11 protein-coding genes are annotated in these 22,430 nt (G+C 36.8%); 1 reads left to right on the top strand and 10 read right to left on the bottom strand.

The annotated features are described in order from the left end of the window. Positions 1–174: 174 nt before the first annotated feature. The 10 genes from ACNQGH_RS16725 to ACNQGH_RS16770 form a co-directional block, all read right to left on the bottom strand. Positions 175–2,355 carry a M1 family metallopeptidase gene (locus ACNQGH_RS16725; protein ID WP_417957153.1) on the bottom strand — a complete coding sequence of 727 codons (2,181 nt, stop codon included), beginning with the start codon at positions 2,353–2,355 and terminating at the stop codon, positions 175–177. Between the two features lie 196 nt (positions 2,356–2,551). Continuing rightward, positions 2,552–5,650: a DUF5107 domain-containing protein gene (locus tag ACNQGH_RS16730; RefSeq protein ID WP_417957154.1), complete on the bottom strand. Its 3,099-nt coding sequence runs from the start codon at positions 5,648–5,650 to the stop codon at positions 2,552–2,554. A 199-nt stretch (positions 5,651–5,849) separates the two neighbouring features. Further along, a complete protein-coding gene (locus tag ACNQGH_RS16735; RefSeq protein WP_417957155.1) occupies positions 5,850–8,861 on the bottom strand; it encodes a glycoside hydrolase domain-containing protein in 3,012 nt (1,003 codons plus the stop codon). Positions 8,862–8,913: 52 nt separating this feature from the next. Further along, the gene (locus tag ACNQGH_RS16740; RefSeq protein ID WP_417957156.1) at positions 8,914–9,909 is read right to left on the bottom strand and encodes a c-type cytochrome; all 996 of its coding nucleotides are present in this window, start codon (positions 9,907–9,909) and stop codon (positions 8,914–8,916) included. A 16-nt stretch (positions 9,910–9,925) separates the two neighbouring features. Beyond that, a complete protein-coding gene (locus ACNQGH_RS16745) occupies positions 9,926–11,338 on the bottom strand; it encodes an aryl-sulfate sulfotransferase (RefSeq protein ID WP_417957158.1) in 1,413 nt (470 codons plus the stop codon). A gap of 171 nt (positions 11,339–11,509) precedes the next feature. Beyond that, a complete protein-coding gene (locus ACNQGH_RS16750; protein ID WP_417957160.1) occupies positions 11,510–13,024 on the bottom strand; it encodes a RagB/SusD family nutrient uptake outer membrane protein in 1,515 nt (504 codons plus the stop codon). A 34-nt stretch (positions 13,025–13,058) separates the two neighbouring features. Next, positions 13,059–16,160: a SusC/RagA family TonB-linked outer membrane protein gene (locus ACNQGH_RS16755; protein ID WP_417957161.1), complete on the bottom strand. Its 3,102-nt coding sequence runs from the start codon at positions 16,158–16,160 to the stop codon at positions 13,059–13,061. Positions 16,161–17,323: 1,163 nt separating this feature from the next. Further along, positions 17,324–18,364, bottom strand: coding sequence for a LacI family DNA-binding transcriptional regulator (locus tag ACNQGH_RS16760; protein WP_417957162.1), 1,041 nt, complete (start codon positions 18,362–18,364; stop codon positions 17,324–17,326). 532 nt (positions 18,365–18,896) lie between these two features. Continuing rightward, the gene (kbl, locus tag ACNQGH_RS16765; protein ID WP_417957163.1) at positions 18,897–20,090 is read right to left on the bottom strand and encodes a glycine C-acetyltransferase; all 1,194 of its coding nucleotides are present in this window, start codon (positions 20,088–20,090) and stop codon (positions 18,897–18,899) included. Positions 20,091–20,093: 3 nt separating this feature from the next. Next, positions 20,094–21,050 carry an NAD-dependent epimerase/dehydratase family protein gene (locus ACNQGH_RS16770; RefSeq protein WP_417957164.1) on the bottom strand — a complete coding sequence of 319 codons (957 nt, stop codon included), beginning with the start codon at positions 21,048–21,050 and terminating at the stop codon, positions 20,094–20,096. Positions 21,051–21,762: 712 nt separating this feature from the next. On the opposite strand from ACNQGH_RS16770, the gene ACNQGH_RS16775 reads away from it, so the two are divergent. Then, positions 21,763–22,413 carry a sugar-binding protein gene (locus ACNQGH_RS16775; protein ID WP_417957165.1) on the top strand — a complete coding sequence of 217 codons (651 nt, stop codon included), beginning with the start codon at positions 21,763–21,765 and terminating at the stop codon, positions 22,411–22,413. The last annotated feature ends 17 nt before the right edge of the window (positions 22,414–22,430 follow it).

A 22,430-nucleotide genomic window follows, 5' to 3' on the forward strand; every position in this document is an offset into this window, starting at 1 on the left:
TCATTTCGATCGGAGGCATTGAAATGACGAAACTATATATATTTTTTAAATAAAAAAAGAAAAACATCAAAAAATGTGCTCGTGCACATTTAATTTACAGTATAGCACACCTAAATAGTAGCCCTGCTTATGATATTGATACTACTTGATTATAATGACAGGATTTTTTTCTAACTATAGTGCGTTAAATTTTTTTACCAGCAAGGCTACCTTTTTGTTAGTGTCTTCGTCCAATGTTGTCATTGCTGTATCTGCTTCATTAGGTGCTAATTTTTTTAATCCGGATATACCGGCAGCGATCACTTTATAAGAGCGATTTTTAACACTTTCATGCAGTAACTCTTTATAAACAGGATCGCCGGTAGCTGCCAGTTTCATAATTGCGGTGGCCCTTGCGGTTGTGTTTTTATCGTATTTGGCTATAGTAAGTAAGCCTTTCAATGCCGCATCCTTTATTTGGCTGTCTCCTAAATCAATTGCGGCAATACTGAGTGCCCGCAAATCATCTTGCAGATCCCCTAAACCAGCCAACAATACAAGCTGGGCCTCATGACTTTTATCTTTAGCAGCAAATTTTATGGCTTCAATTCTGTTGTAATAGGATGGAGCATTTTTGTATTGATACAGATAAGCTGCTGCTTTCTTGTTATCTATAATTTGGCCTACTACAATTTTATCCACATCAATATCTATTAGATCCGGTTTGGCGGCCACATCAAAACTAAAATGCTGTTCCCGTTTGTCAATTACGATATTCTTTCTTATTGCAGTTCCATTTACATATAGCGCTACTTTTAGTGGCAGGCTAAACGTTTGCACCGAACTATCCTGCGCTTGCTTTACAGCAATTGTAGCCTGTCCATTGGCATAACCATATTCAATATTTAAAATCGGGTTCCCTCCCTGATAGTACCATTGGTTAAAATAAGGACTCCAGTCTTCTCCGGTCACCTCCTCCATTGCCAAACGCAACTGATGTGTTTCTCCATTTTTAAGCGCATTGGTTGTCAAATACCGATTTAATGATTTAAAAAAAGCGGCATCACCCATTTGATTTTTTAAAGCATACAGTATTATAGCGCCTTTGGAGTAACTAATATTGTCAAACATATCATCTTTGTCCTTGTAATGAAAACGGGCTAAAACCGGACTTATTCCCCCCTTTTTGGCAGAACGCAAGTAGTTTTGTAATTTTTCATAGCGCGATCTGTCTTCCGCGTCCTGTCCCGCATCATGTCCATGCCAAAGGACTTCACCGAAAGTGGCAAAAGACTCGTTCATCGTTAAATTAGACCACGATTCAGCCGTTACATAATCTCCAAACCACTGATGAAAAAGTTCGTGCGCAATAGTACTTTCTCCATTTTCATCCAGCATTTCTCTTTCTGTTTTCTGTACAGACTCACCATGCAAAGTGGCTGATGTATTTTCCATTGCACCGGAAACGTAATCCCGGGCAACAATCTGAGCGTATTTGACCCACGGATATTCCACTCCTAAAAGTCCTCCATAAAAATGCATCATATCGGGTGTTTTGCCAAAAATTTGCTTGGCATAGGGCGCATACTTTGGCTCTAAATAATAACTAACTTCTTTCCCTTTATACGATTCTTTAAATATTTTAAAATCGCCTACCGCCATCATAAACAAATAAGGAGAGTGGGGCAAATCCATTTTCCAGGTATCGGTACGGGTTCCATTTTCATTCCTTTTTTGAGCAATTAATTTTCCATTTGATAAGGTGGTGTACTTCGCCGCTACGGTCATCGAAATCTCTGATGTTGTTTTCTGATTGGGCTTATCAATAGTAGGAAACCAGGCAGAGGATGACTCTGTTTCCCCTTGTGTCCAGATCTGTACAGGTTTATCTTCTTTTCCGTCCGGGTTAATAAAGTACAATCCTTTTGTATCTTTAATTGCCACACCTCCTTTTGTTTTTAACTCATCGGGTTTTGCCGTATAATCAATGTAAACAGTGTACTGCTCCTTATTACTGTACTTTCGGTTTAACGTGATGAAAAGTTGTTCGCTGTCGTACGTATATTTTAAAGGAATTTTTTTCTTTCCTTCCCATAGGGCAATTTCTTTAAAATCCATTCCCTTTGCATCTAAAGTAAGCGTATCCGTTTCGTAAAAATGAGGCTTTAAAGTCAGCCATTCTTTTCCATAGAGGTACCGCTTCCCATAATCAAACGATACTTCAAGTTTTGTGTTGATTAAGTCATTAATTTTTAACGCAGTAATCCTGTAAACTGATAAATCTTCTTTATTGGTGTCACTATTTTGGGCGGCTGTTTTTTGGCATACCGATAGCATAATGCTGAAAATTGTATATTTTAAAAAAATAGTCTTCATTTTTATTTATTTATAATGGTTATTTAGTATAGGATTATATCGAATTATTCTTTAGCGCTTACATTGTAATGATCTATTTTTGGGTAGCAATATAATGCTGTAGTTTTTTAAAAATCAACAAAATAAATAACTAAAATTAATATAAACCGCTGCCATTTACTATTGGTAATGATCCATTTCGTGCCGTACTTATTTTTTAAAGTTGCTCCAAAATCCGGACTTCTCCATCTTTCTGCTCTGCCGTTAACTGGTTCGATTGCTTTTTGGTATAAACCTGCAAACACCATTGAATAATTTTATTTGAGGGATATAAATTCGCCTGGGCCTGTAGCCATTCTTCTGCCTTTTTTGCGTCAGCAGTTTTTTCGATAGCCCAGGCCGAAACCAATTGATTCGCCGGTAAAAAGTTCCTAACGGTATTATCCACTTTCGGAGTAAAAGCGATAATTTTATGCAAGGACTGCAGAGCAGTTTCAGTATCGCCAAGCTTTGTATAACATTGATAATTCAGCCAGTTTTCCAGTCTTTCGTCTATGTCTTCCTCATAGGGTTTACCTACACCCAAATTTTGCGGCCATAATTTTGCGTCAGCGATAAATTGTAAGGCTTTTTTGTATTGCTTGTCTTTCATTTCCATTACCGCTTGCATCAGTTTGGCTTCATGATACAATTGTCTGCCCAGGGTGGCCCCTTCAAAAGGAAGAATTTCCAATTTGGTTAAGAAAGCATCTGCTACTGCATATTTTTGGTTCAGCAGTAGTGTTTTAGCATATAACATTCCCATGATATAATTGTCTGTATGGCGCTTATAAAAGGGTTCCGCAAGGTTCAATGCTTTCACATATTGCTTTTCTACGATAAAATGTTCTGCCAATAATTTCGAATACCGCCATCCTTGTTTGTCCAGTGTAACAGCGTGCTGAAGATCAATCATCGCCGATTCCGGATTGTCTTTCATCAATACAGCCCTTGCCGCATAAAAAGCAGGATCCATTGGTTTAGTTCCACATTGCAGGAATAATTCTTTTGCCTTTGAAAGATTATTACGGTTCCATTCGATTAATGCCAGATGGTATTTCAATAGCCATTGACCATCTGTTTGAATCAATTTTTCTAACACAGCAGCAGTTTCACCGCGGAAGGGAAAGCTAAGTCCCGGTTGAATCTTACTTAAATCAACTGCTTTGCCTTCCACAAATGCTTTCCAATACCTAAGTTCAGCATTAGGAACGGCCAGAGAAAAAACGTTTAATGCTTCTTGCTTGCGGTTCAGTTGCTGATACCAGATTCCTAATTCGAGATAGGTTTGCTGTGGCATTTCATTTTGTATCAGTGAAGTGAACTGTTGTTTTGATGATTCAGAACCGTCCCAGAGAAATTTTTCAAAGCGAACAAAATGGTTCAGCGGATCAACTGCAGCAATCCTGTTTAGTATTTCAGTCGCTTTATCGGTATTCTTTTGCAGACGGTATAGCATGGCCAGCATTTGTAATCCTTCCAAATTGTATTGATTGTTCAACAAACTTTTGTCGGCATATTCAATGGCTTTGGATGGTTCGTTTTCACAAAAATAAAGTCTAGCCAATGCTGTATAAGCAGCAGAACGGTATTCAACACTTGATGCGGCGATATCAAAACCGTCTTTTGCATCGGTGATATATCCTAAATGTAGCTTTGCCAAAGCATAATAATAATTGGCCGCGGGTTCGTAAGTAGTAATAGATAAAGCTTTACTTGTTGTACGAACTGCCTCGGCATATTGAAATTTACGAATCTGTAAAGCCGCCATATCCGATAATGCTGGAACATAATTAGGGTCTTTATTCAAACAGGCAGCTAGTTTTTCCTCCGCTTTTATATAATCCCTAAAACTGATATAATTTTTCCCCTGCAGGTATAAACCATATGCGGAATTCGTATCGAAATCTTTTGGGATTTCTAATGGTCGGCTAAGGTTCCCATCATCTGGTGCGGAATTCCAAACCAGTTTATTGTCCCCAATTGTAAGCTTTAACTTATTCTCATCAACAGCAACCCGAATGGAATCTTTAAATAGTTCCATTGGATCAACCGAAATATTTTTAGAATACACCTTCTTTTCATTATCAAAAACTTCAAGCTTTTCATTTAACTTTTGCAGTGGTGAAAAATAGATTTTCAACCAGCCATTTTCGTTTATCACATTTACAGCGCCATAGTTATTGGCTTTTACGAAACCCTTTGTTCGCTTTACGGGAAACCAATATTCTGTCCAGGAATCAGATTGGCAGGGCGAAAAAGAGCGGTGTTTAAAAGGCGTGTACATACTGTTTTCGCCTGACTGATTGAACAGTCTGCCACTTTGTACTTCTACATATTGCCCATCAGTATCGGTCAATAATTTTTCCCAAATCATTCCTTGCTGTGACAAACCCCATATCCATATTTTTTTCCCGGGTTTATCATCATGACTACTATACCTGGCCATTCCGAAATCTTCATCATGCCAGTACCCCCCAAAGAAATCAGTGTATTTACCAAATACATGGTAGGATTTATAGCCCCCAAAATTGTTATTGTTATAAAACGAAAGATCCTTCCCATTCCGCTTATTGGTAGGCCAGGAGTTATACTCCCCATCATGTCCCAGGTAATTTTTACCGGGATAAATAAATTGCAGATTTCCTGCTGCTTTTATACCGGTGTTCATCCAGGTATAATACGGCTGCTCCAATTCATTGGAATTAAACCAAAATGAACTGGTGGTAAAATAAGCCTTGTCTTTAGGTAAATTGATATCTAATTTCCAGGAAGTTCGGCTCAGCAGATCCAATACCCCAATCACACAACTTACACTTCCATCTGCTCTTGTAATGGTCGTAAAATCAACCGGAGTGGCACAATTCGGAGTATGGCCAATAATACCATAATTTCCTTCAACACCTCCGCTGGTCCAGGGTCCGCGCATGGCAATATCCCGAAATTTAATCACATGATTGTTGTAAATAAAATCTTTTCCGGTGGACTTCTCAATAGCGGACCAAACTTTACCGCCTATCTCTGGCAATAGGGTCAGTTTAATGTAATCGTTTTCCAGTTCTACTACCTTCCATTCCTTTTGTATCGGTTTATCGGTAAAACCATCAAAACGATAATAGGGATAAATTTTTGCGTCCGGTTTGGGAATGGGATCAGGGTCTGAAAAAGGATAGGTTGTAAAAACTTTTTTATATTCTTTGATCGTTGGCGAATTATTTTGTGCGTTGACACACAAGCTTCCAAAGAGCAAAATAGAGAACAATGATTTCAATTTCATATGAGGCTATTTTATTGTTTTTCAGTAGTCCAATGTAATTCGCATAGCTCTCTATCCGTTTTTATATCAAACTGCTGTTATGTTCCTTTCATAAATTTTCCCTTTTAAAAGGACAGGATTGATTTAAAAATCAAAATCAAATCTAATTTGGTTGCTTTTTAATTCAATTAAAAAGCAACCGCTCCCTTTACGAAGATTATTATCTAACAATTAGCAACCACCCTTTTCCTTTTGCAACCGGTACCTCATCTTTAACAGAAAAAGTTTGAGCAGGCTGAAAATTGTTTATGGCTGGCGCCACTAGTGTCGCTTTCGCAGGACTGATTCCTAATTTTTTCCAATCGATGTTAAGGGTTACTTTTACATCATCATCCGCCCAACTTGCTATAGCAATTAATGCAGTACCATTCTTTTTATAAACGGTCGCCAATACTTTGTCATTGGTTGTTTTCACAGGACAGTTTTCACTCCAGTACCCAATCATTTCAGAACCTTTGATACCGAAATCATTCCAAATTTTCCAGATCGGTCTTGGGTCTGCATTATCACTCCAAGGCATTCTGTTGGTCATACCATAGATCATTCCACGCCAAGGGTTTCCCCCACCCTGCAACATTTCCCCCATTAATCCAAAAGGGATTCCGCTTACTTCGGTTAAGAAAAAGTCAGGTTTGTTTTTTTCGTAATCAAAATATTCTCCAAACCATAGTTTATTTAAATAAGGGAAGTGCTCCATATATAAATTGGCACTATTATTAAAACCATCACTTTTGTTGTACTGATTGGCGCTATGTAAATCCAATATACCAGGATGACCGTCTTGAGTCAGTACTCGTTTGATACGTTTCATTGTTATTCGGTCAAAAGCGACATCATCGAGATATACTCCATCAATTCCTACGTTTTGCGTTAACCAATTCATCCCTTCAACATAGTAATTATGCCAACGATTCATACCACTGTTTACTATTGCGGCATCTTTTATTTCAGGTACAAACCATGCAGCAATATAATCCTCTCCCACATGCTCCTGTAACCAGCTAAATCCGCCGCCTTTTCCTGGAGAATAAATTTCATGGCCCAAGCTGCGTAAAGCAAATGTTTCATATGCTTTATTAGAAAGCTCTCTTATGGTATTATAAATCTTCACTTTCAATCCTTTGCTATGTGCCTCATCAATATAACTTTTCATCTTATCATGTTCTATAAAAGGATAATTGATATAGGGATTTATTGGAGTAGCATGATGAATATTGACCACTTCGGCACCAGTTTTTGCAATAGTATCAAGGTTGTCATATTTGTGATAAAACTTATTTTCCCATTGAAATTCGGTATTAATAGGATGGAATGGCGTAATCAATAAATTAAAATTATAATACACTATATCTCCTTTTTTCATACTGCGACTTCCACTATAGGCATTTACCAAAATAGCTTTGCCTTTTTGAGTTACATCAATTCCCCCTTTATTGTCATTCCCCCATGAAGTAGGAAGGAGCAATGGTTTTTGCAAATAGAAATTGGTATTCAACGGACGACTGTATTTTTCATCTCTAAATGAAAATTGCAGTCCTGCATTTACACTTCCAATCCAAGCACCATCTTGGTTTTTATTGGCAACATCCCATTTCCATTGTAAAGTTTCGGGACGATCACCTCCTTTTTGACCAAGACCCATCAGGTATTTTGCAGAAGCGGGTTGCATTGGCAAATGAAAATTGATATCACTAAAAGCGATGTCGTCGAGAGCTATAATTTTAACAGTATAAGATAAAAACCCATCAAATTCTAAAGAGGCATTCACGTCCATTTGTACAGCGGCAGAAGTACTGGTGCTCTCCCAAGCAACGGTTCCCGCTTCTTTTTTCAAGAATTTCACTCCATTAGTTTTCCATTGTTGAGTTTCTTTCCCAGAATTATCCAAAAAATGAAAATGGGCTGGTTCCGTAAAAAGATCATTCCCTTTCGTGCCAATTGAAGTCATCTCGGGTGTGAAAAAAGTTTGTATCTGTGCTGGAAATCCATCAGTACCTAAAAACAATTTTCTTCCCAATAAAGAAACAACCTTGTCCGAAACCATTAATGGCGTATAAGGCGCAATAACCGTATTTTCTTGAGCCATGGTTGAATTTAACCATTTCAATCGGGTCATTTTCTCTGGCTGGTCGATTCCTCCATTTGTAGTTAATCCTTCGCTAACCTTTACTTGTAGTAAAATTTCTTTGGTAGCATTACCTGAACTGATACTGATTTTACCCGAATAATCGCCCGGTATTGCTGTTTGAGGCACATCAATACCGCACCAGATGGCTTGTATTTTTCCTTTCGACACATCTACTTTGTTTGAAAGAACGGTTCCGTCATATTTTATTCCATCAGTATTGATACAAGTGATATTTTTTGCCGAGATAATTTCATTGTTTTTATTTTTTAAATCTGAAAAAGTAATCTTCACATCTTTTAAATCCTGCAAAGCATATATTCCCAATTGAAAAGCCAAATATTCCCCTCGTAAGGCATTATCTGTAAATGAATTTTGGATACCTTTTTGAATCCATCGTTGTGGCAAATCGTTTCTCATTCGTATAGAATTCAATCGATCTTCAGGAAAAACTAAAAAAGAACTACCACCGTTTTTAGCAATAAGCTTTTTTGTTTCTGCAGCTGTTGCTATGACTTCCATTGGATAAAAGCTGTTGAAGGCATTAATACTTTGAATTTCAGTAACGCTACAATTGTTGGCTAAATTAGTTTTGACTTTCAACAACCATTGGGTATCAGCCGTATTTTCCGGTTTGGCATAAACTCCTTTCGGGTAGTAAACAGCAAGACCTTCGTCTATATAAGGCATATAGTAAACAAAATAAGTTCCTTTACCAGAAACTGGTTCAAAAAAAACAGTTCCGGTTTCTCTGTTAATATCAGCTGTTTTTACATTGAGTATATTTTTACCGTTAGCATCTTGCACAATAATTCTTTTTTGCTCTGGGTTTTCATCTCTTCTACGCCATTCCACAGTAACTTTGGCAACCGCTCCTTTACCTGAATAGTGAACAATAGCGCGATGATTTCCCAGTACATCAGGATTCCAGCTGTCATTCCCATTAGTGTAAGCAATTTGTTGTGCAGCCAAAGGCATACTGAAAATAAAAAGGTACAGTAGCAATATTCTAATCAAAATTAGTCTGTTTTTTATGTTTAGTTTCATTTGTTTAATGGTCAAGTTTAGAATAGGGGGATGTTTAATTTATAAAAAATAGTTAGTAAACCGGTTTCCAACCGTTCTTTTTCCAGAAATCAATAATGGGTTGGTAAGGACCATATTTGTGTTGCTCTGCCGAAAAAGTATCACCAAAAGGAGCATGGGCATAGTCAATGGGTTTACCCATTTTATCAGGATAGTCTAAGGTTTTTGGGCTGGGTCTTGAATGAATCGCATCATCATTGACATAGGCTGCAATATCAAGTGCCTGTGCATCGGTCAGATAGGGTTTTCCAAGGGTTACTTTGTCGTAGGGCATATTGCCTTTTAACCATTGTGCCTGTTTAATAATTCGGTGCATACTGGAACCGGGTTGGTAGCCGTAATTTCCCCATAACGGAGGATAGGTATAGCCTGATTTATCGTCGTTATACTTTCCTTCGCCGTCATTACCATGACATCTCACACAATTTTCAGCAAAGAGCGCTGCCCCTCTTGCAGAGCTTGCCGCCACATCCGGAAAAGCTATTTCCATGTTTTTAGCGCCTTTAAACAAACTGTCTTTAGGAACAAAGGTGCTGATCCATTTAAAGTAAGAAAGAAAGGCCACCATTTCCTTGCCGTCAAGCGGAATCGGTTTTCCGGAATGCGGTCGCATAATACAATTATTAACCCTTTCGGCCAGTGTCAATACTTTATTTTCACGACCACGGTATTGCGGATAGTTATCATGGGAAGACATTAGATTAAAAGCATACGGTTTTGTACCAGCGTCCTGATGGCAATTGGTACAATTCATTTTATTGCCCAAATACTTCCCGTTAATTCCGTTTGGACCAATGTAATATGATGTTCTCAACATTAATTCCCTTCCATAACGCACCGCTTCCCCAAATTTATCATCAGGGATTTTTGACGTGTCAATAGTAATATAAGATTCCGCTTCCGATGATTCCGTAACTGTCACTATAGATTTAGCTGTAGAGGAATTACAAGAATTGAAAACTAAAACAGGCAAGGCTGCGATTAAACCAGCAATAATTAATTTTTTCATAGCTAAAATATTTTTTCTAATTCAAAAGATAAGGCTTAAGATGATCCGAAGGAATAAACTGTACCCGATATGGGGGAATGTTCGATTCCAAGGTCCATAACAAAGCCTCTTTGGTATTCACAAGAACGGTGATGTGTCGTTTAGAACAACAGGCCAAAATCGTTTTATTATCGATCATATACGCACTTCCCATTCTTTCGTTATAGATGTTCTTCGGTAATTTTATATGCAGCTTTAATTTTGCGGCATTATTTTTTTCATCAACGTTTAATGCAAATACTGACGATTCCTTTTTATCAATACCATTATCAAAAAACATCAGGTTTCCTTGCTGGTTGATGTGCGCCGCATGTGCCTGGGAAAAATTGCAATCAGCTGCCATCTTAATGGTTCCACCCTTGCCTAATTTCCAAATTACCTTACCGGTATGGGAATCCACTTTCCAAATTTGTCCATTATTATAAAAGGAGATAATAAAATTGCCGTCTTTATCATAATTCAAACTATTGGCATGCATCCAGTCTTTTTTGTTTTTAAGCAAGGCCTTGTCTTTCATTGGATCCACCACATCAAAAACACTCCATTTCCAAAGTTTTTTTCCCTTTTTATCCATAATGAGAATTCCATCGCCATTTATGGTATCTTTCTTTTTACCTCCAATGGAACTTAAATCTGTTATTCTTTGATCCACATATAAGGTTACTATTTCATTGGTACTCTTTTTTATGATTTCGTGATGAATAACAGCTGCAAAATCGCCCTCTCCTTTTTTAAGGTGTGTTATCGTATCCCCCTCTAAAGTAATTTCTAAAATTTCACTGCCATAGCTTGTTGGCTCATCATTTTTCCCCAGAATGGAAATAATGCTTTTGTCCTCGGTAAAACGGGATACTTTAAATCCTGTTCCGGCAACCGTATGGTACCATCTTAAGTTTCCTTTATAATCAATAATATAGGCAACCCCTGGCGTTTCCCTTTTACTCAAAAGCATAAAGCCTTCCTTAAATTCCTTTGGTAATAACGCTGCATTAGTATAACTGGCCTTAAATTGTTTCTGCAGCCATTCCGGTAGTTTTCTGGATTGAAAAGTATAGTTCTTGCTGGTCTTTTTCACATCATCTTCAAGGGTAATTAACCGATAGGTATAATTGGTTTCCGGACTGATATTGCAAAGAACCAGTGAATGAGAAACCCCATTTTTAGAAATCAGCGATGAAATTTTCCCTTTACTTCCGATGGCATCAGGCCAATATTCAGCAAATACTTTTGCATCAGTACTTGTCGTAACATCGATTTGAATTTTCAATTCATTGTTACTATGCGTTCCGATATGTATCGCTGTTATGATATTACCTTCATTTTTAGTACAACTGACCCATACAACAACCGAAAAAAAGAGACTTAGTTTTAGTATTAATTTTTTGATCATTTTGAAAAACTTTCTATAGTTAGCACTGTTATTCTCTGAGTAAGAAACAAGAAGTCCCAATCTTCCCTTATACTTTTATTGTAACTTAATCCTTTTTTTTTATCAAGAACAGGACGGAATCAAAAACTGACAGCATCCCATTCCTGAAATAAAAAATGAATTACTGTTGTTTTATTGTCTATCCGCGTTACTCAAATTAGGATTCAGATCCACTTGTTTTTGAGGATAGGTGAAATATTTATTTTTAGGCATCGATACATTGGAAGGCTCCCCTATTCTATTCAGGTATGCATTTACGATTACATCGTACTTGTTCATTCTAATTAAATCAGCTCTGCGTTTTCCTTCATAGAAAAACTCCCATCCGCGTTCCTGTAGTATAGCGTCTCTTAGTGAGGACTGATTAAAATTAGCCAAAATCAATTGTTTTGCATGTGATCGGGCCTTAACCTGATTGATAAGATTTATAGTTTCTGCTGTCGGGCCACCAAGTTCATTTAAAGCTTCAGCCCTGCTTAACAATACATCGGCATAACGCAAGATATCAACACTATGTCCATCGTAGTACGTTTGTGTATCCTCATCAGCATATTTTCTGGTAGCCACATCTTCCATATAAAACTCTCCCGCCGGAGGGGTGGCTCCAAGAGACGGAGCTTGCTTATGCAGCAAACCATCCGTTCCCATGTATTCCGGATAGAAACATTGTTTGCGTTCGTCTTCGTTCCCAAAAGTGTTGTAGAAATCCCAGGTAACGGTATAATACTGCCATCTGTCAGCAACCACCGGGTGGTTTTCAGGACCAAAATGATTTAACAATTCGGTTCCATTTGTGTTCGCATCACTAAGCACAGAGAAAATATTTTCCTGACACCATTTATTATCTTCTTTAAACAGCCCTAAATACGAAGGAAAAAGACTGTATTGGTTTAGACTCATCACCTGTTGGGTCAGGTCAACCACTTTTTGCCAGTCGTGTCTGCGTAGATGCAATTTTGCCAATAAGGTAAGTGCAGCTCCTTTGGTGGCGCGTCCCACATCATTACTGCTGTAAATGGGATTATTTTGATAGTTTACCGGCAATACATTCGCCGCTGCTGTCAGGTCGCTTATCAATAAGGTTTCGATTTCCTCGACTGAAGCTGGTTTCTTTGGCGTATTATAATCCGGATTCCCTGCATCAGCTTCCGTTACCAAAACGACAGGCCCAAAGGCATCCGTCAAATCCATATACGAAGAGGCTCTCAAGAATTTGATCTCCGCCAAAAATTGTGCTTTCTCAGCTGTAGAGATTGTTTTCATTGGCTCGATACTGAAAATCGCATTATTGGCATTGGAAATCAGCTTATACATCATCTGATAATCTTCTTCAAGTAAACCGTTGCCGGAATTCCACTGCGCTAAAGCCAATTGCCCTGGATTTCCTCCATATTTACAGTGTCCTAAATCAGTAGTCAAATCGGTCAATGCGAAGTGACGGGTAGCCCAATACGAGTAATTGTCGCCAACACTTGGTCCTTTTAATCGGGCATAAACCGAATTTACTGCAGCCACGGCATCAGCCTTAGACTGAAAAGCATTGGCACTCGTTAAACTGCTGTACACTTTAGGGTCAAGATCGCCATTACACGAAAATTGTAATCCTGCAGCAATTAATATAAATAATATCGAATATTTTTTCATCATTATAGAATTAAAGTTAATAAATAAATGGGGTACATTAATGAATAGTTGCTCTTAAACCCAAAACAAAAGTTCTGGAAGCAGGGAACGAGTTGAAATCGATTCCTCCACCGATATTTCGCTGTGTATCACTACCAATATGTCCATTTACCTCAGGATCATTTCCTGAATATTTAGTGAAAGTTGCCAGATTCTGACCTGAAGCATACAATCGGATATTCTCGATAAATTTAGCTTGCTTTAAAGCACTTGCAGGAATATTATACCCTATTGCGACATTTTTCAACCGAACGTACGTAGCTTTTTCAACAAATCTTGAGTTCACATAACTTCCATAAGTACTGGCATAATAGCCTTGTCTCGGAACGTCCGTGTTTTCATTTGTATTGGCTACCCAACGGTTTAAAGCATCCGTACCAGTAGTCGATTCTGATACCATTCGACTCATGTTGTATAAGGAATAATCAAAAGCGCCTTGAAAAAAGATACTTAAATCAAAATTACCGTATCTAAAATCGTTACTGAGTCCGGCAATAAATTTTGGTGTCGAATTTCCCATGTATTTTCTATCATCCGGTGTAATTTTACCGTCACCATTGATATCTGTATATTTAGGATCTCCTGGTTTAGAATTGGGTTGCGGAGCATATACCTCACCTGTTTTTACCACTCCGGCATATTCAAAACCATAAAGCAAGCCCATTTCTTTTCCTGGCTCCAGTCTTGTAAATTCACGCGCTGAAACTACTCCGCTTGGGTTAGCAGTACTGCTGTAGATGTTTTTTACACCGTCCGAAAGGGACAATACTTTTTGTTTATTAAAGGCGATATTAAAAGCAGAATTCCAATTAAGGTTTTCGTTTTTTACGTTTACCGTATTGATTCCCAATTCCAGTCCTTCATTTTGGACTTTTCCGGAATTGGCACGAATAGTATTAAATCCAAACTCCAGTCCTATTGGTCGATTCAAAAGCACATCATCGGTCACTTTTCGGTACACATCAATGGTAGTATTGATCCTTCCGTTTAGGAAACTTATATCCAATCCTAAATCGGTTTGTGTAGTTTCTTCCCATTTTAAATTGGGATTAGATAAAATTTTTGGTTCCGTACCTCCAACAAAAACATCTGGTAAAAGCGTTGTTCCGTAACTTTGATACGTTGCCAGATATTCCAAATCCCCAATACGGTCATTACCGGTAATACCCCAACTTGCTCTTAATTTCAAATTAGAGAATACATTTAAGTTTTGAACAAACGATTCGTTTGATAGTTTCCAGGCCAAAGCGGCTGAAGGAAAAGTACCATACAGGTAATTTGGTCCGAATCGGTTAGACCCATCCCTTCTCAAGGTAAATGTAGCCAGGTATTTATCGCCGTAGGAATAATTTAATCTCCCAAAATAAGATTTTAATTTTGTTTCCAATTTTTGGGTAAGTGGTTTACCGGCGATGTCTCCATTTCCAAGAGAATTAGAAGTCAAATAATCATTTGAAAAACCAGTGGCACTTGCTTTTAATCTTTCAGAATAATCTTTTTGGTTTGATGTTCCCACCAAGACGGTAAGACCATGTTCTCCTTTAGTCAATTTATACGTCAAATATTGGTCTGAAATCCATCTCAGATTGGATGTTGTTTCTTCTGATCCTGAACCTCTTAAAGCAGCACCTGCAGAAAGTGTTCTTGGAGTATAGCGGTCATCTGTTGAAGATCTGAACTCGGCACCTCCACCAAAATGATAGGTCAGGTTTTTTATGATTTCATAATCCATAAACATATTTCCATTTATTAACCTGCTGATCAATTTATTGGTTGGTTCCATCAACAAGGCAAATGCATTGTCTTTTCCCTGGTATTTGAAATAGGTACCGTCTGGATTGTACACAGGGATTGAAGGTGGTGCTGTTTGAATAGAAAATAAAGGAGATAAAATACCGTCACTGTAATCACTATTGTTCAAGTGCGAAATCGCACCATAAAAATTAGATCCCACAGTAATTTTGTCGCTGAATTTTTTCTCAGCTCCCATTCTTACAGAATACCTGTCGAAATCAGTATTTCTTAATACACCTTCCTGATTGATGTAATTTCCGGAAAGGAAAAATTTAGAAGTCTGATCGCTTCCGCTAAAATTGATCGATCTGTTTTTTACATAACCCTGACGCGTAGCCAAATTAAACCAATTGGTATTGGCAATAGGAAAACTTACCGGAAAAATAGGGGGTTTTCCGTTTTCAGCTGCAATCGCATTTTGGATAGAGGCATATTGTTGTCCATTCAATAATGAAGGTGCTTTAATAATAGTTTGGATACCATCCGAGATATCTGCTTCTATCTGCATTTTTCCCGATTTTCCTTTTTTAGTTGTAATTAATACCACCCCATTACCTCCACGAGATCCATAAATGGCCGCCGCAGACGCATCTTTCAAAATCTGGATGTCTTCAATATCATTAGGACTGATGGTTTTTCCTGCATCAGAAATAAATCCATCCACCACATACAATGGCTCATTGGTCGTATTGATTGAGTTCCCTCCTCTGATAATAATTGAAGGACTCGCGCCAGGAGCAAAATTGCCTTGCTGTACCTGAACCCCCGCTGCACGGCCTTGAATTGCCTGTGCAACATTGGAAGTTGTTCCTCCCAAATTCAAACTTTCTTTTCCAATAGAACTGACAGCACCGGTAAGATCCTTTTTCTTTTGTTTACCGTAACCTACCACAACTACTTCTTCTAATTTTTGACCTACCTCTTTTAAAACAATAGTAAGTGGCGTATTTCCAATAGTTACCTCTTGTTCTTCCATACCGATATAACTAATAATAAGTTTCGTAGCATTATCAGGCACAGTGATCACAAAGCGACCGTCCATGTCTGTCTGTGCACTACTACGGGTACCCTTAGCAAGTATATTAGCTCCGGGGATGGGATTTCCTTTTTCATCGACCACTTTTCCTTTAATTTCTTTTTGCACTAATGACAAATAGGTTCGGGACAAATCAACCGTTTTTGAAATTGCTGCTGCGGCAACTTGTAGGTTCAGGCTCAGCATTGAAATAAAGGCTATTTGAATGACCTTTCTGGATCGAGTGTTAATCCGTAAATTTCTTGGCTTGTTTTTGGTTAATAATTGCATACTCTTGGCTTGTTTTTGGTTAATAATAATTTGCTTGTTTGGTATTATTTGTTGCTTTATTCATGCTTCTCTTGTTATTCCTTATACAAGGAATTAACCGGTAGCGCTTCCTATATTTATCCTGATTCTTTTTTTTTGGATAACAAATAAATATTTTATAAAAAAGGATTCCTGATTTTGTTTTATGCTATAATTTATAAAAAAGCAATCCATCCTTTTAAACACTTTATTTTCAGTCAAAAACAGCTGAAAACGGAGGCGATTTAATCTATTAAAAAGGGATCCATTTCTTAATATATGACGAAACTATATATTTAATTTTAATAAAACAAGGAAAAGCACAATAAATGTGCTCGAACACATAATATTTGTGTTCTCGAGCACTAAAAAATTGATTCCTGCATTTTTTTTAATAAAATCATGCAGTGTTCCTAAAATAATGTTGGAGATATTGCTCTTTTAATTAGCCCTCCAAAACAGCTTATATGCTGTCCTATATAAAATAAGAAATTTCATAATAAATCTATTTATATATGAATGAGCCAGATAAATAGCATCTTATGGTATACTGCATCAGCCCTATTTATCACAGTCTCTTTTTAATAAGAAAAAATGAATTGCTCAGATCTCGTTTTTTATTGCAACTTTTAACTTCAGGAACTCCTGAATATCTTTTTAATTCCATTTGATTTAGACAGTGGATTTTTTAAAGAATGGGTTATTAAAAGAAAGTCCCTAAACCGAAACGTACTTGCGGTTTAAAAATCAAATAAAGGAAAGGGAAATTAAAAAGGGGACCGATCGGGATAGTAACAAAAAAAAATGATTGTGAACGAAAATTAGAACAGGAAATAAAAAAAGTATAAGATGAATTTAATTAAAAATCATCCGGTAATTATAACCTTAAAGCTGACGATTATTTATGGAATAATGCCAAACTTTTAGATAGTTTTATATCGCCCTGGGATAGGGATAAACCATCAAAAACAGCCTATAAAGCACTATGGAATGGGTCTTAGTGATGTAGTTTTGTTTTTTTACCTTATTGTTTGTGATAGCATGAATAACTTTGAAAAGGAGGATCGCTTTAATAGTACCAAATACTGACGCAATTTTCATATCGCTTCTTTTTTTGATCCCTTTGTTAAAAAAAATAGAATGCGCTATTCGATATAGTATTCCGCATTTTCAGAATTGACAATGTCGATCGGTAAAAGAATCGTTTTTGGAATTTCTTTGTTAAAAAGAAAATGCTCCACTAAAGAAGTGATTCCTAAATAAACCTGTCTTTTTTGATTTTGATGTATTATAAAATCAATTACGCCCTGATTCAGATAAGCAACATTTTCATTAATCAAATCGTATCCAACAACTCTAATTTTTTTACTTTTAAACTCACTAACTATTTTAGCTATTTGATACGCTTTAGAGGTGGTAACAAAAATTCCGGATACATCTGGATTTTCGTTCAAAAAAGTATTGAAATTAATTTCAACGTTCGGACTTTTTAATTTTAGGGTTGTAATAGTATATGCTGAATTTTCTTTTGTCTCAAAATAATTTCTAAAACCTCTTTCCTTCTGCTGCATGTAAATTGCATTCTTGTAGGTTTCATCAATATGAATAATTGCAATTTGACCTTTACCCGCAATCGAATCCAACAGTTTTGCCGCTACACGTCCACTCTTGAATAAATCCTGACCTACAAAGCTTTTTACTAAACTGGAATCGACCTGGTTATTGAACGTATTGACTATAATATTTTTGGCGTCGTATTCCTGGATGACCTCCAACGTTTCTTTATGGAATAAGGGTGCTAACAAAACTGCATCAGGAGCTAATTCCAATACCGTTTCATTCGCTTTCAAAAAGGATTTCTTTTTTTCCGGGTTAAAATAAAAAATACCAATATTTAAATTATAAGCCTTAAATTCCTTTACCGCATCCTCTATGCCATTAATACAAGCAAGCCAATAGGGGTCAATTTTTGGATCCGGAAGAAGTATACTGATCCGGTAAATTTTATTGTTCTTTAAATTCCTTGCAATAAGATTGGGTTCGTAGTCTATTACTTTTAAAACTTCGTTCACTTTTTCTAAAGCCGCCGGAGACACTTTTCCTCTTTTATGCAAGACTCTGTCTACAGTTCCTTTAGAAACACCTGCTAATTTAGCAATATCCTTAATAGTATATTTTTTATCCATAATGAGCAAATATATAAAAACTTTGGTTTATTTTTTTTGTAAGACTTAATTAACAAAAGAGAATTCAGTTAAGGAATGAAATCCTTTTTTTTAAAACTTAAAACAATAGGTAATAATTATAAACCTGGGATAACAAATATAAGATAAAAGTGACTCGAACCTTGGCGCTATCAAGTTTACAATAAACGTACCTTTTCTAAAATCGAAATCCGTCGCTGTAAATACCTGAATATAGTGTCGAGCAAGATTATCGATTTATCCAATAGAGGATTTTAAATGGATTAGGATTTAAAGATTATGAATCAACCAAAAGAACAAAAAAACAGTACTATTCAAGTTGTTTCTTTTACCAATTTAGAGGAGCTTTGTCACTTTTTAAACTCACTGAGTGACCAAGCTCACTACCAAGTCAAAACCTAGTGACAGTACGGAAAACGTGGTTTTAAACAGCGTCTTATCAAGGTTCAGCGACCAAGCTGCTTCCAATGCCGGGTATCAGTTTTATTTTATTTATTTTTCACTAAAGTATTTTTTACTTTTCAATTACTTTCAATTCTTTCCCTACTTTAACAAAAGCAGTAACAGCCTTTTTTATTTGGTCCAATTCATGTGCCGCAGAAAGTTGAACTCGTATCCTGGCTTTTCCCTTTGGTACTACCGGGTAAAAAAAGCCAATTACGTAAATCCCTTCTTTCAATAATTTTGCTGCAAAATCTTGGGCAAGTTGTGCATCATATAACATAATGGGTACTATTGGATGTAAGCCAGGAACAATATCAAATCCGGCAGCGGTCATTTCTGAACGAAAATATTTTGTGTTTTCTTCCAATTTATCCCTTAAATCAGTAGAATCAGTTAAAATTTCAAGCACTTTTAAAGAAGCTCCAACAATAGACGGAGCGATCGTATTTGAAAATAGGTAAGGTCGGGAAACTTGTCGTAACAATGCAACGATTTCTTTTCTTGCCGCCGTAAACCCTCCAGAGGCTCCTCCCAACGCTTTTCCAAAAGTTCCGGTGATAATATCAACACGACCCATTACCTTGTGGTATTCATGAACACCCCTTCCTCTGGCACCAATAAAGCCAGTGGAATGGCACTCGTCCATCATAACCAAAGCACCATATTGGTCTGCTAAACCACATATTTTATCCAACTGCGCTATCGTTCCATCCATAGAAAAGGAACCGTCGGTCACAATTAATTTTCGTCTTGAAGTACTGGCAGCTTTTAATTGCTCTTCTAAATCGCCCATATCATTATGCTTGTATCGGAATCGATTGGCTTTGCAAAGACGAATACCGTCAATTATAGAGGCATGATTAAACTCATCCGATATTACTGCATCTTGTGAAGAAAGTAACGGTTCGAAAAGACCTGCGTTAGCGTCAAATGCTGATGCATACAAGATACAATCTTCCATTTCTAAAAACGCAGCTGTTTTTTGTTCTAACTCTTTATGGATATTTTGCGTTCCACATATAAACCTGACGGACGAAAGTCCGAAACCATTTTTTTTAAGGGTTTCGATGCCCGCCTCAATTACCTGCTCATCAGAGGCAAGGCCTAAATAGTTATTGGCACAAAAATTTAATACATTCATTTGAGCGGTTGTATCAATTTTGGCTCCTTGCTTTGAGGTAATTATTCTTTCACTTTTATATAGTCCACTGCATTTTATATTTTCCAGCTCGTTTATCAATTCCATTTTTGTGGTTCCGTACATGGCCTAACTATTTTTAAGTTCCGTTTGATATTTTAGTTCCAATGCTTCAATCATAACACCTGTCATCGCATCAATATCAAATTGTGGTTTCCAGTTCCAGTCCGCTCTGGCCGATGAATCATCAATACTGGATGGCCAACTTTCAGCAATCTTCTGTCTAAAGTCCGGTTTGTAAACTATTTTAAATTCCGGATAAATCTTTTGAATGGATTTTGTTAACTGTTCAGGTGAAAAACTCATCCCCGACAAGTTGTAAGAGGTTCTCACTGTAATGTTTTCTTTAGGTGCTTCCATTAATTCAATGGTAGCCCTGATCGTATCATCCATATAAATCATTGGCAATGCTGATGTAGCTTCCAGAAAACATTCAAACTCCTCATTTTTTACCGCTTTATGAAAAATAGCAATAGCATAATCTGTTGTTCCTCCACCAGGCAGTGACTGATGTCCAATAACACCCGGATAGCGTATGGAACGAATATCAAGACCATACCTTTGATAATAATAGTGAGCCCAATTTTCGCCAGCTACTTTACTAATGCCATATACTGTTGAAGGCGCTAAAACATAATTTTGGGGTGTTTTTATTTTTGGAGCATCCTTTCCATAAACAGCGATTGAGCTTGGAAAAAAAACTTTCTCAACATGGGCTAATCTTGAAACTTCCAAAACATTAAAAAAAGATTTCATATTTATATCCCAGGTATTCAATGGAGATTGCTCTCCATTTGCGGATAGAATTGCTGCAAGATGATATATTTGAGTAATTTCAAATTCCAAAACTATTTCTTTTAAGGCATCAAAATCTGTCGCATCAAGGATTTCAAAATGCCCCTGAAATGATGGGTTAATCCGTAAATCCGACGCTATTACATTATGGGCACCATACTTTTCCTGTAGTTTTTCTGTTAAAACGGAACCTAGTTGTCCACTAGCCCCGGTTATTAATATTTTTGTCATTTTTATAAAATTAGTTTACTGTTAGCAGTTCATCGAGTTGTAATACCGGTACTAAAAAATAATGGCATTAATTAATAAAGATTTTTTTGGTTTGGCGTTTTAAAAACTCCTGACTAAAAGTCGTGTTCATAGTATGCTGGTTAAGAGTCGAAGTTAATTTAGCCCAACTGTTGGTGTGTCCCGTAATAAAGTTGAATTGTTAGGCTATAATAGAGGCTCTTGCATCTTTTTATCAATTAAAAATACAGTTGAAAAGGATCTTGTTATTTTTTAAAAAATTAAGACATCTATTCTTATCAGAGGACGAAACTATATATTAATTATTTATAAAGCAAGGAAAACCAATAAAATGTGCTCGAACACATTTTATTTATGTTCTCGAGCACATTTTTTATACATAAAACTTTTTTTTAGTCTTTAAAACACTACTTTTACCTCAATGGAAGCTCCCGGTTTTTGAGCAAAAAATACAACCCAGAGATTAAATACCATTATATCAGCTTCTAATAAAGATTAACACTAGAAATAATGCAAGAAACAATACGGAATTATTTGAAATAACCAGTGCGGAAATTGTTTCTAATGGAGGTACTTAAGATCGCTGCAGGGAACAATTACCAATAAGGAAATAAATGGATTTTCTTCCACCTTATTTCACGCAATAGAATGGCGCCTAACCAAAGTTTTAAATAAAAAGTAAAGACGACACAAAATGAATTCAGAGTTAAAAGAATACGAAGTGAATTTAATCGAAAAAAATCAGCTGATGATCTCTGGAAAAGGAGATGATCCGTTATGGGATGCCGCAATGGTTTTGACGGATTTTTGTTCTCCCTGGAGTGACGAAAAACAAGCTAAAATTACATTTAAAGCCCTTTGGGATCGAGAAAGCTTTTTTTTTAATTTCACGGTCTTTGATACAGCCATCCATATAAAAAAACACGATGCTAGTTTTGAGAGTATTGGAAATTCCGATAGAGTCGAACTCTTTTTCAGACCGGATAATACATTGAATCCGTACTATTGTTTGGAAATAGATACTGCTGCCCGCATAATGGATTTTATTGCTTATCCCGATAAGAACTTCGATTTTAATTGGGATTGGCCAAAGGACGCCATAGTAGTTAAATCATCTGAGAATACCCATTCTTTTACAGTAGAAGGTGCCATTAGCATCCCCTCTTTAAAACGTTTCAATTTAATTAAAAACAATAGAATTGAAGCGGGCGTTTTTAGGGCAAAATACAACCAGCAAGAGGACCTGAGCTTTGAACCAACCTGGATAACCTGGGTAAACCCAAATACTGAAAGACCCAATTTTCATATTGCCTCTTCCTTTGGGAACTTCCTTTTAAAAGAATAAAGCGATCCTGTTAATGA

This window comes from Flavobacterium kochi (assembly GCF_048286715.1).
In the GTDB taxonomy this organism is placed as follows: domain Bacteria; phylum Bacteroidota; class Bacteroidia; order Flavobacteriales; family Flavobacteriaceae; genus Flavobacterium.

Bases quoted from the DNA above. Each gene is read 5' to 3' on its own strand.
- ACNQGH_RS16725 (WP_417957153.1), bottom strand. From the start codon at position 2,355: ATGAAGACTATTTTTTTAAAATATACAATTTTCAGCATTATGCTATCG.
- ACNQGH_RS16730 (WP_417957154.1), bottom strand. From the start codon at position 5,650: ATGAAATTGAAATCATTGTTCTCTATTTTGCTCTTTGGAAGCTTGTGT.
- ACNQGH_RS16735 (WP_417957155.1), bottom strand. From the start codon at position 8,861: ATGAAACTAAACATAAAAAACAGACTAATTTTGATTAGAATATTGCTA.
- ACNQGH_RS16740 (WP_417957156.1), bottom strand. From the start codon at position 9,909: ATGAAAAAATTAATTATTGCTGGTTTAATCGCAGCCTTGCCTGTTTTA.
- ACNQGH_RS16745 (WP_417957158.1), bottom strand. From the start codon at position 11,338: ATGATCAAAAAATTAATACTAAAACTAAGTCTCTTTTTTTCGGTTGTT.
- ACNQGH_RS16750 (WP_417957160.1), bottom strand. From the start codon at position 13,024: ATGATGAAAAAATATTCGATATTATTTATATTAATTGCTGCAGGATTA.
- ACNQGH_RS16755 (WP_417957161.1), bottom strand. From the start codon at position 16,160: ATGCAATTATTAACCAAAAACAAGCCAAGAAATTTACGGATTAACACT.
- ACNQGH_RS16760 (WP_417957162.1), bottom strand. From the start codon at position 18,364: ATGGATAAAAAATATACTATTAAGGATATTGCTAAATTAGCAGGTGTT.
- kbl (WP_417957163.1), bottom strand. From the start codon at position 20,090: ATGTACGGAACCACAAAAATGGAATTGATAAACGAGCTGGAAAATATA.
- ACNQGH_RS16770 (WP_417957164.1), bottom strand. From the start codon at position 21,050: ATGACAAAAATATTAATAACCGGGGCTAGTGGACAACTAGGTTCCGTT.
- ACNQGH_RS16775 (WP_417957165.1), top strand. From the start codon at position 21,763: ATGAATTCAGAGTTAAAAGAATACGAAGTGAATTTAATCGAAAAAAAT.